At 43.2% G+C, this 17610-nt stretch carries 17 protein-coding genes and 1 pseudogene; 3 read left to right on the plus strand and 15 right to left on the minus strand.

Translation table 11 applies throughout. The features are described 5' to 3' along the window. Positions 1-141: 141 nt before the first annotated feature. From H6G03_RS25310 to H6G03_RS25360, 12 genes and pseudogenes are all read right to left on the minus strand, one after another. Complete coding sequence (locus H6G03_RS25310) at positions 142-528, minus strand: GPW/gp25 family protein (RefSeq protein WP_190470409.1); 387 nt, start codon at positions 526-528, stop codon at positions 142-144. A gap of 7 nt (positions 529-535) precedes the next feature. Next, positions 536-859, minus strand: a complete 324-nt coding sequence (locus H6G03_RS25315) for a hypothetical protein (protein ID WP_190470412.1) — start codon at positions 857-859, stop codon at positions 536-538. Beyond that, complete coding sequence (locus H6G03_RS25320; protein WP_456057582.1) at positions 859-1593, minus strand: phage baseplate assembly protein V; 735 nt, start codon at positions 1591-1593, stop codon at positions 859-861. Before H6G03_RS25320 ends, H6G03_RS25315 begins: the two co-directional genes overlap by 1 nt. Before the next feature lie 5 nt (positions 1594-1598). After that, positions 1599-2672, minus strand: coding sequence for a phage late control D family protein (locus H6G03_RS25325; protein WP_190470417.1), 1074 nt, complete (start codon positions 2670-2672; stop codon positions 1599-1601). Positions 2673-2907: 235 nt separating this feature from the next. Beyond that, entirely contained in the window at positions 2908-3540 is a 633-nt protein-coding gene (locus tag H6G03_RS25330; protein WP_190470420.1) for a CIS tube protein, read from the minus strand. Further along, positions 3531-5150, minus strand: coding sequence for a hypothetical protein (locus tag H6G03_RS25335; RefSeq protein ID WP_190470423.1), 1620 nt, complete (start codon positions 5148-5150; stop codon positions 3531-3533). Before H6G03_RS25335 ends, H6G03_RS25330 begins: the two co-directional genes overlap by 10 nt. After that, on the minus strand, positions 5143-5646 hold the full coding sequence (locus H6G03_RS25340; protein WP_242060467.1) for a phage tail protein: 504 nt from the start codon (positions 5644-5646) through the stop codon (positions 5143-5145). Before H6G03_RS25340 ends, H6G03_RS25335 begins: the two co-directional genes overlap by 8 nt. Before the next feature lie 54 nt (positions 5647-5700). Continuing rightward, positions 5701-5865, minus strand: a pseudogene (locus tag H6G03_RS39340) (DUF6760 family protein); the annotation flags it as partial. Positions 5866-5870: 5 nt separating this feature from the next. After that, positions 5871-6233 carry a phage tail assembly protein gene (locus tag H6G03_RS25345; protein ID WP_190470460.1) on the minus strand — a complete coding sequence of 121 codons (363 nt, stop codon included), beginning with the start codon at positions 6231-6233 and terminating at the stop codon, positions 5871-5873. Between the two features lie 81 nt (positions 6234-6314). Next, a complete protein-coding gene (locus H6G03_RS25350) occupies positions 6315-6767 on the minus strand; it encodes a phage tail protein (RefSeq protein ID WP_190470428.1) in 453 nt (150 codons plus the stop codon). 200 nt (positions 6768-6967) lie between these two features. After that, complete coding sequence (locus H6G03_RS25355; protein ID WP_190470431.1) at positions 6968-8101, minus strand: phage tail sheath family protein; 1134 nt, start codon at positions 8099-8101, stop codon at positions 6968-6970. Between the two features lie 151 nt (positions 8102-8252). Next, entirely contained in the window at positions 8253-9458 is a 1206-nt protein-coding gene (locus tag H6G03_RS25360) for a phage tail sheath family protein (RefSeq protein ID WP_190470434.1), read from the minus strand. Between the two features lie 756 nt (positions 9459-10214). On the opposite strand from H6G03_RS25360, the gene H6G03_RS25365 reads away from it, so the two are divergent. From H6G03_RS25365 to H6G03_RS25375, 3 genes are all read left to right on the plus strand, one after another. Further along, positions 10215-10508, plus strand: a complete 294-nt coding sequence (locus H6G03_RS25365) for a hypothetical protein (RefSeq protein WP_190470436.1) — start codon at positions 10215-10217, stop codon at positions 10506-10508. 189 nt (positions 10509-10697) lie between these two features. Beyond that, positions 10698-10994, plus strand: coding sequence for a hypothetical protein (locus H6G03_RS25370; RefSeq protein ID WP_190470439.1), 297 nt, complete (start codon positions 10698-10700; stop codon positions 10992-10994). A 46-nt stretch (positions 10995-11040) separates the two neighbouring features. Next, a complete protein-coding gene (locus H6G03_RS25375) occupies positions 11041-11343 on the plus strand; it encodes a hypothetical protein (RefSeq protein ID WP_190470442.1) in 303 nt (100 codons plus the stop codon). A gap of 192 nt (positions 11344-11535) precedes the next feature. Here the strand turns inward: H6G03_RS25375 and H6G03_RS25380 are convergent, their stop codons facing one another. From H6G03_RS25380 to H6G03_RS25390, 3 genes are all read right to left on the minus strand, one after another. Further along, on the minus strand, positions 11536-12099 hold the full coding sequence (locus H6G03_RS25380) for a DUF4255 domain-containing protein (protein ID WP_190470444.1): 564 nt from the start codon (positions 12097-12099) through the stop codon (positions 11536-11538). Positions 12100-12272: 173 nt separating this feature from the next. Continuing rightward, positions 12273-15359, minus strand: coding sequence for a LamG-like jellyroll fold domain-containing protein (locus H6G03_RS25385; RefSeq protein ID WP_190470448.1), 3087 nt, complete (start codon positions 15357-15359; stop codon positions 12273-12275). A gap of 168 nt (positions 15360-15527) precedes the next feature. Further along, complete coding sequence (locus H6G03_RS25390; protein ID WP_190470452.1) at positions 15528-17531, minus strand: ATP-binding protein; 2004 nt, start codon at positions 17529-17531, stop codon at positions 15528-15530. Between the last annotated feature and the right edge of the window lie 79 nt (positions 17532-17610).

The following is a 17610-nucleotide window of genomic DNA, read 5'->3' on the forward strand; positions in this document are numbered from 1 at the left end:
AAAGGGGGAAACGGGAAAAAGGGGAAAGGGGAGAACGGGGGAAGGGTAAACAGAGGGTAGAAGTAGTAATAGTAAACAGAGTAGATTGGAATCGAAGGAATAATTTAGTCTTTGTTTTTTCCCATTTTCCCCTTTTATTAATTACTCTAAATAGAATGGATAAACCAAGTTGAATCGATTATTTGTTGTACGAACTCGGTAATTAATTTGAATGAGTAATCGGTTGGGTTGAGAAGAATCGGGATAGGCATCTACGTCCAGTAAATCTATGCGCGGTTCCCACTGAATTAAGGATTGCTCTACGGATGCGATCGCAACTCCAATTGTGCCAGCACTGTTATTAGCAAATACCAGATCGTGAATGCCACAACCAAAATCAGGGCGCATTAAACGTTCCCCGTAAGCGGTGCTTAAAATAGTCCAAATTGACTGTCGGACGCACTCTTCATAACGTGCCATTTCAACTTGGTTTTTTCCGTCTAGTTTTACTGGGGATGTCCATCCCACTCCTAAAAAATCGCCATTCATATTTCAATTACATTGCCTTAACGCGAGTTTGAGTTACTAAAATATTCAAGGGAGTTCCGGTAGGAATAGAGACGGATTGGCTATCTTGTAATAGCACTGGTTGTCCCATCGATTTGACTCTTGTGGAAGCACTTACCCACTGAGCAATAATGCAAGGGCCAACGTTGACAGGTGGTACGGGATTAGAACATCCTGCGATCGCATGGGGTGATGACTGAGTAGTAATCGGTTGACCCATCACTTTTACGCGAGGACTGGGAGCAATTGGCTGTGCTTGTCCACCATGAGCGCAAATAACAGTTGCACCAGAGTTTAATAGATATCCTGACATTAAATTACCTCCAAAGCGCCATCGTTGATGTTAACTCCTGCTGCACATTTAAGTGTCATTCCTCCATTTGCTTGAACGTTGCAATTAGTATTAGCTTTGATTTCACAACTCTGTTGAGCCTGCATTTTTAAATTTGTATCGGCTTGAATTTCACAATTTTGTTGTGCTTTAAAAGATAAATTTTTACCTTCAATTAAAACATCTCCATCGCTGCTTTTGATTGTTATTTTTCCCTTTGCTTCAATTGTGATATCTTTCTCTACCTTGATATTAAGCTTGTTATTTTTAGAATCAATCACTATCTCGTTCTTGTCCGTGCGATCGCGAATGATAATTTTTTCTTCATCTTTAGTATCATCCAAAATTATCTGATGACCGCTGCGAGATTTAATTAAGCGACGGTTGTTTTTACCATCGTCATTTTTTTCAGGTGGTTTATCTTTGCCATTCCAAACCGCGCCTAAAATATACGGCGATTCGATATCGCCATGAGCAAATGCCACTAACACTTCATCATCAACTTCTGGTAAAAAGTATATTCCTCGATCGTTACCAGCCATCAACGTTAATACTCTAGCCCAATAACTCTCATCACTATCAGAAAGTAAGGGAAATTTTACCTTAACTCGCCCCAATCCATCATCATCTTTATTATTTGTAACTATTCCAACTGTGACCCCATAAAAACGTCCTTGTTGTTCGGGTACAGCCAATAATTCGGATAGTAAATTCATTCCTATCATGTGGCATTCCTCCTCACCGTAAAATTAGTGACATATCCTCTATCTTTCTGGTAAAAATGAGTTGCTGAAGTGACGTAATAAAGTCCGCTAAACCGATTGCCTACTCCCGTAATTTCAATGACTCTTCCTGGCTGTAATTCGGGAAATCCCAAACAAATGCCTTCACCAGTAATATAAGTTAATGCCATATCATTAAATTGTCCCATTGCCATGCGATCGGCTTCTGTTTGATTGGATGCAGGTTCGCTAACAATAACATGAGTCGCTTTACCGAAAGCTTGGGTAACTTTTTGTGGCCCGCTGGTAGAACCTTTCATGGTTGAGTTTTCGCTACCAGCAGCAGCTTTACCAGTAAATGCTTTTTTATCCTTAAAGTTCCAGCTATGCACCTCTACATTACTAACTTGACCCATAGCACTCAAACGAGGACGAAATTCAATTAGGTCATCCTCTCGTGTCAAAGTTAATACTTTTTGAGTATCATTCTGGTGAGGATGGAAATACAAGGTTTTGTTTTCTACGACAACTTCATACCCAATACGCCTTGCTCTTTCTTGTAAGAATTCCAGGTCGGTTTGATTCGCTTGCAAAACGTACTCTAGTTTTACTTGAGTGTCTTTAACTTGGGGTTGCAAACCTCGTTCTACCGCAATTTGACTGGCAATTTCGCTGTCTTTCAGCTTTGTAAAAGAGCGGGTTTTGCGACCTCTTAAAAGTCGATGGCGCAAGTCATGGCCACGCACAACCAGAAGGGGAGCCATTACATCCAATTGAAATTCTGGCTCTAATCCTGTAATTTCTCCTCCTATTAAACTTATTAAATTATTTTGATAACCGATTTGGATTTCTATCTGAGTTCCGATGTCGAATAAGTTATCATCTACCCAAGTAACTTTGCCTTTGGTAGGGTCCCAGTTAATAAATTCCATAGCAAACATCCCCGGCGCATCCAAGTCTTGATGTACTGAGATCGCTTGTAAATCAACCTCTGCTTTTATCGGTAGACGAGAGCCTTTTAGTAAGACTTGAACTTTAAGATTTAGTAATTCGGTATCTTTAAGGCTATACATAGGACGGGGGGAAGGGGAAAGGGAAAAAAGGGGAAAGGGAAAAGGGGAAAGAGGGGGAAAGGCGAATAATTTAATAATTGGGTGGTTGATTTATAAATTTAACTTGGTTAAATAGCATTGCGCCCAACTCCTTGGTTTTGTTATTCAGTGTAGCTTTACTGTTCCAGATATTTAACTTTTAAATGCTCAAAACTTTCAACTTTTTTCCATTTCTTCCCCCTTTCCCCTTTTTCTATTAAAATGTGCTGTTGACGCGCAGAGGTGGTACAGTCAAAACTTGACCGGGAACGATCGCACGCGGATTATCAATTTTGTTGACTTCGGCAATTAATCGCCAAAGGGAAGGATCGTTATATTCTTGGGCGGCAATACTACTAAGAGTTTCACCTCGCTTGACAACGCGAATTGGGTCGTCAATTGGGTTCTGATTTTTTTTCTGATATTCTAAAGGAATCCATTCTTCAAAGGTGCAATTTAGTTTGGCACGGACTGGTGTTCCATCTTCTAAAAACTGAGTGAGTGTTTTGGTAACTTGTTTCAAATAACCTTGCAAAAACCAAGCATAACCTTTTCCCCAATTCAGTCGGCATAAGGGTGGTCTGTCTAATTTCCCTTTTTTACGGGTGAGGTTGTAGATGGGTTTGGTATACTTTTGTACGTCTTCGGAGCCAAATTTACTCAAAGTTGTATCGAAGAACAATTCAATCGTTAAGGTAGCTGGTTTATCTCCTCCGACTAATTGACCTTCCAAAATGCTACCCCCGGCTCTAGAAAGTTGTATTTGCTGAGGGTTAAACAGAACATCCATCGGTCTGCCAAATGAGGGATAGTTCTCTTCGATCGCAATTTTTAATTTCTCTAACGCCATCTTGTTTGCCCCCTACGCTCATTTTCTATAACTAACCGCCGCATGAGTTTGCGTTCTACTTTATCGGCTAAAGCATCCACATCAATTTTTGTGGGACTGTTATTGTTCGGTAGATTATTTCCTTCATAACGATCGCTTTCAACTGTGGGAGGTCTATTAAGATTTGGTGTAATTTGTTGGGAAGCTACTGTTATGGCAGTGGCTGAATTATAGTTTGTTTGTCCTCCCTCAAAATTTTGTTGGGAAGAAGTAAACTCAGGGTTATTTGCTTGTTGTTCCTGTCCTGTAGCGGAGTGAGGGGTAGAGAATATTAGGGGCGTACCTAAGTTAGTCGTTCTGACTGTTTTTTGATTGAAAGTTTGGTTTGGGGTAGGATTGGCAGTAGTTTGGTTTTTCAGCAACGGATGAGGCTGCGGCTCTAACCAAGAACGCACAGTATTTGTTACTTGTACGATCGGGATGGACGAATTCGTTTCGCTAGTAGGTTGAGAGTTATTTTCTGTTGCTTGGGGAATACTGGAAGGAGTTAGAGAAGCGGTGGTTGAATTTTGCGATCGCGTTGTTTGCTGACTCTGACTGTATCTCGGTTGCACCACTGGTAACGGATTAACTTGAGTTTGTAAAGGTTGTGATTTAGCTAGAGTTAGAGATTTGCTTGGATTGCTAACTTCACCTGTTAAGGGTTCGGCGTAGACAATGGGTAAGCTTTTTGACTGCGCTGACTCCTGTTTTTGCGGCGCTGAAATTAGTTCGGCGCTTTGACTTCGGACTACGGGTAAGGGAGAAATTGGTGGTTCTGTAGATGTAGAAATAGCGATCGCATTCTGTGCAGTCGAAGGCGCAATTAAATCGAGGTTTTGCTGAGTCGAAATTGGCTCAACACTTTGACTTCGCACTACGGGTAGAGGCGAATTTTGTTGATCTGGAGAAGTAGCACTGGTATTCTGTGCAGTCGAAGGTGCAGTTAAATCAAGTGGTTGCTGTACCTGCATTGATTCAGCATTTTGGCTTAACACTACAGGCTGTGGTGTAAGCTTTGTAGTAGCATCGGTGCGGATATTGGATTGAGCAGAAGGTGAATTTGAAGCAGGTTTTTGTTTTACCTGTGTTGGCTCAGCATTTTGGCTTCGCACCAAAGGTAGTGGTGAACTGGACACCTCAACAGAGTTACTGAAATTTTTAGTGCTATTTGCTACGGGCATTCCTTTAACAGGAGCGATCGCACTTGGAGATGCGCTAGTACTTTTCGAGGGTGTGGGGGCCAATTTAGCTTGAACTACGGTTCTTGAAACTTGCCCAGAAGCAGGTGAATTTTTAGGTGTGACAGTATTTGCAACATTTGCCTCGCCGCCGAGAGGTTGGGCGTAGGTAATTGGCACTTGACTTGCGGGAAAATTGTTTACGCCAGAAAAGCGACGTTCCAATTGGGATACTAATGGAAGTCGGTTGGCAAAGCGCTGCGATCGCGAAAGAATATTTCCAGCTAACTGAGTCTTATCAATTACCCCCGGTTTTACTAGAGGACGCATCAAACGCTCTTGAAAGCCAGGATCGATCGCATCCTGCCAATTACCCTTATTGCTTGCTGGCAAGTTATTAACTTCAGACATACGATCCACGCAAACCTAAACTAAAGAAAGGTTTATCAATTCCTTGATGAACCAATTCCACTCTTTCGATCGCTACCTGAGAAGTATTATTTGCATTGAATTGAGGGCCAGACCATTTAACGGGATAAGCATTTTTAAAATTCCACCACATTACGGGTAGTTGCTGTTGGTCTAGCAAAATAATCGTGCCATTCTTTAGCTGAACTTTGCCAGCAGCCGCCGCTTGATACCAAAGCCAGAGCGTATCTATATCAGTAATTCCGTGACTCAAAACCAGGTTAGAATATTTTGTTCGTTTTGGGAAATAATGGGTGAATCCATTCACACCTCCTTCTGCATAAGACTCCAACTCAATCTCGCTTCCTAATCCACTGACTTCAGTAAATCCTCCCGTTACTAACCCACCAATTTCTACTAAAAAATTGTAAGTTAGATAGGGATCTGAACGGATAATTCCCCCACCTAACACTGCCTTCCAACCTAATTTATTCGCCAATTTTTCCTCACTTGCTACTAGCCTAAAAACCATTCATTATCCAGCCAAAGGACACTAACTACGTCTGACTTGGTTATCGTTTAACTTCTGATTAATACGGGCAATTTCTGCTACCCATTCCTGCCTTTCTCTGTGTACGAAATTGACGATTTGCTCGTAAGACCAATGAAAGTGATAGGCAATATACGCTACCTCTTCAAGCAGCCGATCGGAAGGGTAGCAAGCTACTCCCCCACAGGCACAGTTTCTACTTCAAATTCACCTTGGCAGTGAGGGCAAGTTACCAAAAGACGGCTATGGCCGTTTTGATTAATGCGCTGGTAGAAATCTTGTAAATAAACGAGATCGGCAGAAAAAAGGTTTTCTATGAGTTTTGGGTTAATATGCTCAACTGTTCCCAGACGAACGATCACTCGCGATAAGAGAATAATTGCTAAATATGCCGGATTTGCTTGCACGCGAGGGTCTCGAATGGGTGCAATCTCGTCATAAGCAGTAGCTAGCCGCATCGCCCCTTCTCGGTGAACGTTGCCTTCTGTATCTACATAACCTTGCGGGAGAATGAAAGGAAATTCAGTCGGCTGCAACATAGTTTGAAGAAGGGGAAAAGAGGGAAGGAGGAAAAGGGGAGAGAAAAGAGTTTTTTACTAAGGCGAAAGGATACGATTTTACGACCACTTATCGACAGTTACTCCTTCATGGGCGAGTTCTATATATTCCACTGATAAGTCATTATTCATGGCATCAAAATGTGAAATGCTCCAGGTTACGGGCCAGCAGTTTGTAAGATTCCAGCGAATTTTTTCTCTTCCTCCCTCATCCATCAAGACGATCGACACTTCACGGCGTTCAATTTCTCCCTTTGCTATTTTGGCTCGCCATTGCCAGAGTTCGTCATTGTTGGTAGTGCCTCGTTTGAGGGTGATGTTGTTATTGTTAATCATTCCGGGTATTTTACGAACGTTAGGCGGATCGGTTCCTTCCCGATATACAATTGCTGTTTGATGAGAACTCAAACCGTTACATTCGACAAAACCTGCGTGAATGATGCCGTTCCATTCCACATAAAAACTATGTGAAAAATACGGGTCTGGTTTGTGCGGGGCTTTAACGTCGGGCATAGGAAATACTCCTTTAATTTGAATATGGGGAAGGGAAAGGGGGAAAAGGGGAAAAGGGGAAAAGGGAAAAAGGGGAAAGGTGAAAGGGGGGAAAGAAATAGATTGTTTGGTTGACTTGTGTCGTTATATTTAACTATTGCGATCGCAGAGGAATTGTGAGTGTTGTGATATTGGAAAAACAATCTTTTCCTCTTTCCCCCTTACGTACTTTGAGTCAAAACAACTCCAGTCGTGCCGTGAATGAGGCGAACGATGATAAATTCGTTCGGGATGGCAGGTGCCAAGCCAATTTCTGTGACTGCTTTTCCGATGTCGCGCAGTTCTGGCGGGTTAGTTTCTGCGTCGCATTTGACGTAAAATGCTTCTTGTGGTGCGTTTCCTTTCAGCGCTCCTTGTTGGAATAAAGATAGAAAGTAGGTCGTCAATTCTCGATCGATGCGAACCCACAATTTGTAATCGTTTGGCTCGAAAGCAACATCAGCAAGATTGCGATCGATCCAGCGACCAACTGTTAGAAACAATCGGCGGATATTGAGGTATCCCCAAGCAGGATCGTCGCTCAAAGTCCGGGTTCCCCAGATGCGGATACCTCGTCCTCTAAAAGCACGCAAGCAGTTAACTCCCGATACTTGATTTTCAGGATAGAGAGTGGCAAACTCTGCTTCCGATAAATCAATTTGCAAGTCGAGTACACCTTCGAGAACCTGATTGGCGGGTGCTTGGTGGACACCAACTGAGCGATCGCAACGCGCATAAACACCAGCAATGTGACCGCAGGGAGGGATGTATGAATCGTTCTCGATCCTAATCCAAGGGAAGTACAAGGCACCATTGGCACTTCGCAAATTTTGTCGATATTGCTGGATTTCCGATATTTGCCTTCCCGCCGTAAAGCTTGGACAATCTAGAATGGCAAACCGATCGCCCATACGATCGCAGTGATCTAGAATTGCCGCCTGCATTTCCTGTACCTGTTCTTTTACGAGGTTCTCCCCCACAATGTCTGGCGCACAGATTAGATCGATCTCATCGATCGATTCTAATTCTTTCAGTGCTTGTAATAATGCCTCTTTTAGGGAAATCCCATCTTTGGGGAGACGAATTACGTAGCACGGAGTCCCACCGTTTCCGAAGAAACCTTCTACAGCACGGTACAGGTAGCTATTTTCCAGGGCTTGGCCAAAAGTTGCGGTAAACTCAGGCCAAAGAGTAAATCGCTGGGCTGTATTAATTGACCCTTTTTGTGCAAATCCCAAAAATGCAGGCACACCTGTAATCAGTTGTGGGGCAGGTGCCGGGAAGATATCCTCTTTGTAAACACCGGGGATGAGCATAGGGAAAGGGGAAAAGGGGGAAAGGGGAAAAGGGGGAAAGGGGGAAAGGGATGGGGAAACAGAAATAAGAAGAGGTAAAGGGAGGAGATTGGCAAAGAAGCAATGCTTTAAATTTTTCTTTCCTCTTTCCCCTTTTCCCCCTTTCCCCTTCTTAACTAGCACCTGGCCCAGCCCATTGGCTAATGCGGAAGATGACGAATTCGGCTGGTTTGACGACTGATACGCCAATGATGGTAACAACCTGACCGAGATCTCGCAGTTCCGGGGGGTTGGTTTCTTCATCACACTTGACGAAGTAAGCTTGTTCCGGCGTGTTACCAAACAAAGCGCCGCTGCGCCAAACTGTGAATAAAAAAGCGTTTATATTGCGACGAATTCGCGCCCAAAGATCCGGTGCATTGGGTTCAAAAACCGTCCATTGAGTTCCTTCGTCGATCGATTCTCGTAAATAGTTGAATAGGCGACGGACGTTGATATATTTGAATTCTCCGTTGGCATCACCGCCTAGAGTACGTGCGCCCCAAACTCGAATATTGCCGTTGAGGTTGCGAATGCAGTTGATCCCAGCAGGGTTGAGTCCATCTTGTTTGGCTTTGCTGATACTATATTTGAGTCCAACTGCTCCGAGAACCGTTTCGTTGCCGGGAGCTTTGTAGACTCCTCTTTGAGTATCTACGCGAGCGTAAATGCCTGCGATGTGACCGCTAGGTGGCACGTATATTTGACTGTTGCTAGCTGGATCGAAAACTTGAAGCCAGGGGAAGTATAAAGCCGCATAATCTGAGTTGAAGGGCTTGAGGGTTTCTACCAGAGTAGGGCTGCTTAAGTCTACGGTTTCGGGAGAGTCGAGGATGGCAAAGCGATCGCCTAGTTTTTGGCAATGGTCTTTGATTGCAGTTTGAATTGTTGTACTTGTCTGTCCGGGTACGAGAACGAGGGCAATTTCATCAATTGCTTCAAAACTTTCTAGCGCAGAATTGAGTTCGCTTTCACTGGTAACTTTAACAACATAGCAGCGCGTTCCTCCATTTCTGAAGAATCCGTAAACTGCATGAGCGAAGGTGTTTTGCGCCGCGTTGCTTGGGGAAAAGTCACCAAAAAACTTCTTAAATTCAGTGAAATTAGTACAAAGGTTGATTTGGCCTATTGCTGCATAGCCTGGAGTCACTGAGGAAGTAGCTTGACTTGATGAAGAAGCCTCAGTTGTTTTACTTTTTGAGGGTGTTGTTTGCGAACTTGTACTTTGGGGAATCAACCCAATAAACCCTGCTGTACTTGTTCCCACTCCTACTATTGGAGCAGTCCCTGAAGGAACTTCCTCAACATAAACACCTGGAGATAAATAGGTAGTTGGCATCGTCTTTCTCCCTAATTAAAGAAGTAACCCAAAATCTTTGCCCTACTTTAATTACCTTTACAAATTAAGCAATCTCGCTCATCTTTAGTCAGTTTGAGCAGTGCTTTTTTCAAACTTGAAAAATGAATTCCCTCTGCCATATGGAAAATTTTTGCTATCCATATTAACAGATATTCTCAATGCTTGAATTTTTACAGAATTTTCTTAATTATCTGGATTGGTTCGCATTTTTAACTAACTTATTTAGGTTATCTATATTCTGTAAACTTGTCAAGCTTAATTTAATTTGTTAAATGTTTTAATAAATTTATTTTATAGATTTTTTTTAATTATTTTTTTGTTTTAAATTTTATTTCATTAACTACTTATGAATAATTAAATATAACTAAAGTATGTTGACAAAAATAATTTATTGTGCATTTAAAAATATACGTTCTTAAAAAAGAATAGAGCAGATTTTACTTATGTAAAGTAAAGGCTATTCCACCCGCATTTCTCACACGATAGTTGCTAGAGGTCACAGCCCTTATTTCGTCAAAGCCAGACAGAATTCGGTTTAAGAGGTTCAAATGCTTACTATACAAGGCTTCCAGAGACTGCGATCGCTTTCTTTGTGAGAAATGCGGGTCTAGCGTTCAGTGGTTTTAACTGCGATCGCGTTAGCTTGGATCGATACAAACACTTCTTAATTAAAGAAAGTGAGTATATATGGTAAAATAGGAAAATTATCATTTACAAAACCTAATAAAGTAAGTTATGGCAGCTAGACAGCACGTTTCCAGAAAAGCCCCAGCTTCCGCAACTAGGACTACGACGAGCAAGAAATTTGAGCCGCGTTCGTTTACTTCTGCTGCTCGATCGCAACAAGCTACACCAGAAAAGCAAGTTTCCCCACAGCCGGAAGCTAACGTATTAAGCCAAGTACAAGTTTCTCCCAGAGCGATGATTCAGCCTAAGCTCATCAGCAGTGGCGGAAAAGCCCAGTCTGCCCAACCTACAACTAGAATTCAGAGATCTGATTACGGTATAGGAGGACCGTTAGCCAAATAGCCATGAATCCCAAGACATCAATAAAAAACTCCACCCACCAGGGGATGGAGTTTTGTCAGTGGTCAGTGGTCAGTGGCAAAGATTTGGAAAAACCACCTATAAAGGGATGGGGTATTAGACCAGATAAAAAAAACAACTGACAATTGACCACTGACACGCGAAGCGCAATAAATTTTCATAGGTGAGGTTATGGCAGCTAGACAGCAAGTTTCCAGAAAAGCCCCAGCTTCCGCAACTAGGACTCCGGCAAGCAAGAAGTTTGAGCCGCGTCCGTTTACCTCTGCGGATCGATCGCAACAAGCTACACCCGAAAAGCAAGTTTCCCCACAGCCCGAAGGTAACGTATTAAGCCAAGTGCAAGTTTCTCCCAGAGCAATGGTTCAACCTAAGCTCATCAGCAGTGCCGGAAAAGCCCAGTCTGCTCAATCCACAGCTAGAATTCAGAGAGACTACGGTACTAATTTAGGAGGCCCTGTAGCAGCGTAGCGATGAGTCCCACCCAAGGCGTCAATAAATTTTCATAGGTGAGATTATGGCAGCTAGACAGCACGTTTCCAGAAAAGCACCAGCTTCCGCAACTAGGACTCCAGCCAGCAAGAAGTTTGAGCCGCGTCCGTTTACCTCTGCGGATCGATCGCAACACGCCACCCCCGAAAAGCAAGTTTCCCCACAACCCGAAGCTAACGTATTAAGCCAGGTACAAGTTTCTCCCAGAGCGATGGTTCAGCCTAAGCTCATCAGCAGTGCTGGAAAAGCCCAGTCTGCTCAAACCACAACTAGAATTCAGAGAGGCGCAGACTATGGTACTGGTGTAGGAGGCCCTGTAGCAGCGTAGCAATGAGTCTAGCAAGTTAAGGGGGAAAGGGGAAAGAGGAATAAAAGAACTTAATTTCCCAATTGTTGTATCACTAAATACCGAATCCCTGTCATCCCAAAATTCTTGCTTACGATCGCAAACAGTAAAAAGGTAGAAACATCAATGTATTTTCCCTTTTCCCTTTTCCCTTTTCCCTTTTTCCCCCTTTCCCTAAATTTTCTTATCCATAACGAGGGGGACAATCTCTGAAGTTTCGTGAACATCTACTGAGAGAGTAACAGTATAGTTCAGTATTGCTCTAGGTTTTCCTCCCATTGCTTGCCAGAATTCTCCCATAGTTTGTAACTGCGAAGGCCGCAAACTCTCTACTCGCAGCGGAGGTTGCTGTCCTTGAAGGGTTCCCTGAAGAAATTCAGGTGGGATTTGAGGATAGCGCAACAGCACTTTCATCACCTCACCTAGTAGTCGATGTTCTGTTTGTGCGTCTGCTCGATCTACAGGCCAACTCGAAATAAAGTAAGAGCAGTCTACTCGCACGGGAGGACGCTTTCTGGTTGCCGTGCCATTACTGTGACGTTCCACAAGCCATTCGGTGTTTCGCAGTTCCAGGTTTTCCCGCACGTCATAAAGGAAAAGGTCGATCGCTGGTAGTTGTACCTTAGTAGGAAATTCCTCGTCGGGAGTAACGAAGCTAATGCTGATGCGATTGGCTAAGGCAGGCGGCAGTTCTTGTTTAAGCAGTTTTTCTAAAGTTTTATCTAAGTCGTCAAGCATAGTTTGTCTTCCTGAAATGATTTTTGGTAGTGCATATTGTGGTAGAAAGTTTTAGCCCAAATTAGTTGGAAACTAGGAAAAGTTTTTAACCATTTTAAAATGGCAAAACAGTTTCAGCGGGCAGTCATACATAAGCAGTAAGCTTCTAACAAATCTTAAAGCTTTGTTATTTTTTAGCTATTTTTAAGAACAAAGTTTAAGTTTTCCATTGCTCCTTGGCTGAGTTCCGCACTTTGGGAAGCTGACTGGAAGCCTCGCGCCGAAACCTGAATATTAACTGTGCGCTTTAACGGGGCTTTTGAGGTTTCTAGACTGCTGAAGAGATAGTTCCCTTTACTATCACTAAAAATGTAATCTGTGGTTCGGGCAATCTGGATTTTGGCTAGAGCTATAGGAACCCCACCTGAATCTGTAATTTTGCCTTTAATAGCTGTCGGTGGCAGCGTCATATTAGCGGCAGTTTTTACGTAGTTGCCTTGGGAATCTCGACTTACGATCGCTTTTATTTCAGCAGTACCGTAGCAAGTACCAGCACTCGGTAGGGATGCCGTTAAGGTGTATTCACCATCCGGCAAATCCAAAAAGTGAAAGTATCCGTCAATCGCTGTTCTCTTCCGGTCTGGACGATGCTCAAGAGTCTGCCATTGACTACCATACTGTTGCGATCGCAATATCAACCACTGTTTAAAGGTTTCTGGCATTTGCGTTATCTCGACTAAAGCATTCTGAATTGTCAACCCAGTTTCGGCATCGCTAATCTGCCCGTAAATTGCGACTTGATGGCGTGCAGGTTTTAACTCAATCCATAACGTGGTTTTAGGATTATCGGGCTTTGTCCCCGTTGCTGCAAACTCAGGTGCAGGTTCGCTCAGTCTTACAGGTTCTTCTTCTTCGCTTGGCATAGACGGTTCATTTAGCTCTGGAGAACTAGATAGTTCATAAACTAGGTCAGTTAGCGCTGGAGAACTGGATAGTTCATCAACTGGGTCAGTTGGCTCTGGAGAACTGGATAGTTCATCAACTGGGTCAGTTAGCGCTGGAGAACTGGATAGTTCATCAACTGGGTCAGTTGGCTCTGGAGAACTCGGTTGATTACTCAGTGAGTCGGTGGGTGCTGGAGAACTCGGTTGATTACTCAGTGAGTCGGTGGGTGCTGGAGAACTCGGTTGATTACTCAGTGAGTCGGTGGGTGCTGGAGAACTCGGTTGGTTACTGATTGTTGGGTTGGTTGGCGCTGGAGAACTGGGCATTGTAAATAAAACTTGTGATTGTTCCCAGTTAGCCCCATAAATCACACCATGATTGGTCTTGCTGGTTCGATCGTGAGCGATATTGTTACTGCCTTCATTTAAAGGCCAATACCCCACCAATCCTGACTCATTTCCTGTCAGACGTTGGGAGAGATTATTTTGAATTTCTGGTTGGGTACGAGTGATTTTCCAAATTCGGATTTCCGCTATTTTTCCAGCAAAGGCGTAAACTTCATCATTATCTTTATACATCCCTAATAATAAGTCATTTTCGGGATTGTAATTGATGTTATTTCCTGCATATACTTGTTTAGCTTTTTCTACGCCATCGACATATAATTTCATTTCCTGACCGTCATAAGTCCCCGCAATATGATGCCACTTGTTGAGGGTAATCGTGTTCGCTCCGCTACTAAGATACTGAATTCCGAGTGCAGGAACTTTTAACCCAAAGTAAATCCCAGTATAGCCATCAAGGAGCAAACCATATCCACTTTCTGTTGTGCCAGTATCGTAAATATTACTAATAATTCCAGCGTATCCTTTTTGAGATGTTACGCAAATCCAAGCTTCTAGGGTAATTGCTTTCTCTATTTTAAATTGAGGTTTTTTCCCTAAGTCGATCGCGTTGTCTTGTCCATTAAATGTCAGGACTGGCTGCTTTGTTAATGGCACTTGTGATTGTTCCCAGTTAGCCCCATAAATCACACCATGATTAGTATTTTTTGTTCGGTCATAAGCTATGTTGTTACTGCTTTCATTTAGAGGCCAATACCCCACCAATCCTGATTCATTTCCTGTCAGACGTTGGGAGAGATTATTTTGAATTTCTGGTTGGGTACGAGTGATTTTCCAAAGACGGATTTCCGCTATCTTTCCAGCAAAGGCGTAAACTTCATCATTATCTTTAAACATTCCCAATAACAAGTCATTTTCGGGATTGTAATTGATGTTATTGCCTGCATATACTTGTTTAGCTTTTTCTATGCCATCGACATATAATTTCATTTCCTGACCATCATACGTCCCCGCAATATGATGCCACTTGTTGAGGGTAATCGTGTTGGCTCCGCTACTAAGATATTGAATTCCCAGTGCCGGAACTTTTAACCCGAAATAAATCCCACTATAGCCGTCAAGGAGTAGACCATATCCACTTTCTGTTGTGCCAGTATCGTAAATGTTACTAATAATTCCAGCGTATCCTTTTTGAGATGCTACGCAAATCCAAGCTTCTAGGGTAATTGCTTTCTCTATTTTAAATTGAGGTTTTTTCCCTAAGTCGATCGCGTTGTCTTGTCCATTAAATGTTATGACTGGCTGCTTTGTTAATGGCACTTGTGCTTGTTCCCAGCTAGCCCCATTAATCACACCATGATTGGTCTTAGTGGTTCGGTCGTGAGCGATATTGTTGCTGCCTTCATTTAAAGGCCAATACCCCACCAATCCTGACTCATTTCCTGTTAGCCGTTGGGAGAAATTATTTTGAATTTCTGGTTGGGTACGAGTGATTTTCCAAATTCGGATTTCCGCTATTTTTCCAGGAAATGCAAGAGAAGCATTATTATCTTTATACATCCCAAATAATAAGTTATTTTCGGGATTATAATTGATGTTATTTCCTGCATATACTTGTTTAGCTTTTTCTACGCCATCGACATACAATTTCATTTCCTGCCCATCATAAGTCCCCGCAATATGATGCCACTTGTTGAGGGTAATCGTGTTGGCTCCGCTACTAAGATACTGAATTCCGGCTGAAGGAACTTTTAACCCAAAGTAAATACCACTCTCACCATCAAGGAGCAGACCATATCCACTTTCTGTTGCGCCAGCTTTGAAAATGTTACTAATAATGCCAGCATATTTTTTTTGAGCTGTTACACAAATCCAAGCTTCTAGAGTAATTGCTTTCTCAATTTTAAATTGAGGTTTTTTCCCTAAGTTAATCGCATTGTTTTGTCCATCGAACAAAAGGACTGGTTGTAAAGATTTTGTAGGATTCGTCATATTAAAACACTCTATTGAAATGGATGCTTTTTCTTGACGCTGGTTTTATTAGCAGATATGCTTACAGGCGAAGTTTGTGCTAATTCTTCATTGAGATAGAAATAAGCCTGATTTTTGTTATCTAATACAACCGCTAAGTAGTATTAAAAATCGGCAATGTTTTAGCTATTATACCCATTCCTTTACCTCCATATCTGTAAGGGGTCGTTCTAACTTAATATATTCGCTTTTTGCTGCTTGCAATATATGCTTCATCATTACGGATTCTCCTGCATCGGCAGCAGTAAAGGCAGCATTGAGAGCAATATTGCGAATATTTCCACCCGCAACATTTAGTTGGGCTAGCTTGCCAAAATCCAATCCTTGTGTGGGTGTTTGTGTTGGGAAAATGCGCTGCCAAATCTGTTGGCGGTATTCGGCATCTGGAAAGGGAAACTCGATCGCGAAACGAAGGCGGCGCAAAAATGCCCGATCTATGGAATCTTTTAAATTGGTAGTTAGAATAGCTAATCCTCGGTAAGATTCCATCCGTTGTAGCAGATAGCTAATTTCCAGGTTGGCATAGCGATCGTGACTGTCTTTCACTTGAGAGCGCTTACCAAACAGAGCATCAGCTTCGTCAAAAAGCAGCAAACACCCTCCCGCTTCCGCCGCGTCGAATATGCGCCGCAAGTTCTTTTCCGTTTCGCCTATGTACTTGCTAATTGTGGCACTGAGATCGATTCGGTATAAATCTAGCCGCAATTCCTTGGCGATAATATCGGCTGCCATTGTTTTACCAGTACCGCTCGCTCCAGCAAATAAGACGCTAATTCCTAACCCGCGAGTGCTTTTGTCAGCAAATCCCCAGCTTTCATAAACTTTCGTGCGCTGTCGAACATTGGCAACAATTTCCCGTAAGATATAGCGTTGCTCGTCTGGTAATACGAGATCGTCCCAGGTAGCGGCTGATTCAATGCGTTGAGCTAAACCGTCCATACGCGATCGCGCTTGTACCCGACATACTTCCCACAAGGCAACATCTAGTTCCTCTCTAGTTTCGTTCTGGCTTTGCACTTCTCTACAAGTTGCGTAAATTGCCGGAGAACTGAGGTTAAAATTCGCCACGATCTTTTCTACACAACCATTCACACTTTCTGCCAACTCTCCCAAAGCCGATCGCCAAATGGCTTGCTGTTCGCTAGAGGTTGCCTTCTCGACATCAAACGCGATTAAAGGACGCTTGCGGGGATGCCGCCGATCGCTAACGCTGACAATCAGCGGATTATTACTATTTTCAATCAGCCGCGCGATCGCATTATCTCGATTTTGGTCATTGGGATCGACTGCATCGCACTCTAGTAGTAAAACACTATTACTCAAAAGTGCTTCCCGTTCCCACAGGCGCATTAAATTGGCTAAATCGTCAGTGTCTGTCGGTATTCTATCAGCCGCCATCGCGTGCAGATTCCATCCGTGCATTGTACAAGCCGCCGCTGCGATCGCGGTTTTTTCAGCCAGATCCGAGCCGCACAACTGGACAATTTGATAATTAAGACCATCCGTACTTCCCAACACCCCTGCTATTTTATTTACTAAGTATCGGTGAGAGGGTGGCAAGCCTATTTCCTGAATATCTTGGTTCGGCACGAGATCGACATAGTTAACCAATCGCTCGTCCCGATGTTCGATTCCTAACAAATAGTGCAACACCCGTTCGTCGATTCTTAGAGGGGACTGCATTAGCGAATTTCCTGGCCCCACTTGGATTGCTTGCCACCAACGTAATGGTGCATCATGGGTCAATGCTGCCCAATCTGGTGCTAATAGTACCCTCAATGCCAAACTGAAAGTCGGGTAAGTTTGCTGTGAATTTCCGGCAGCGGCAGCACACAAATTCCCCCAGTTGGCATCCAATTCCATCCCAGCGCACAAGAGTAGCAAATCCCGATCGAAATCCAATAAGTTGAAAGTATTGCAGAACTTTTCCAAAGCGGGTGGAGGAGACATCGCGGCTGCGATTTGTCCTGCGTCTCGTAGCGCCGTTGGCTTAAGTTGGAGATTGGGTGTTGCGTGTCGCCGTAAGGTTTCTTCCACTTGTGCGATCGCAGCTATTAAGTAAAGGCGATTTGCCTCATACCAATCGCCGTTTTCAGTTTCAACTTTTGGGTCTTGAGTGAATATTTCGTCCATAAGAAGGGGAAAGGGGGGAAAGCGGGGAAAGGGGGGAAAGGGGAAAAAGGGGAAAAGGGGGAAAGGGGAAAAAGGGAAA

Source organism: Aerosakkonema funiforme FACHB-1375 (assembly GCF_014696265.1).
GTDB lineage: Bacteria > Cyanobacteriota > Cyanobacteriia > Cyanobacteriales > Aerosakkonemataceae > Aerosakkonema > Aerosakkonema funiforme_A.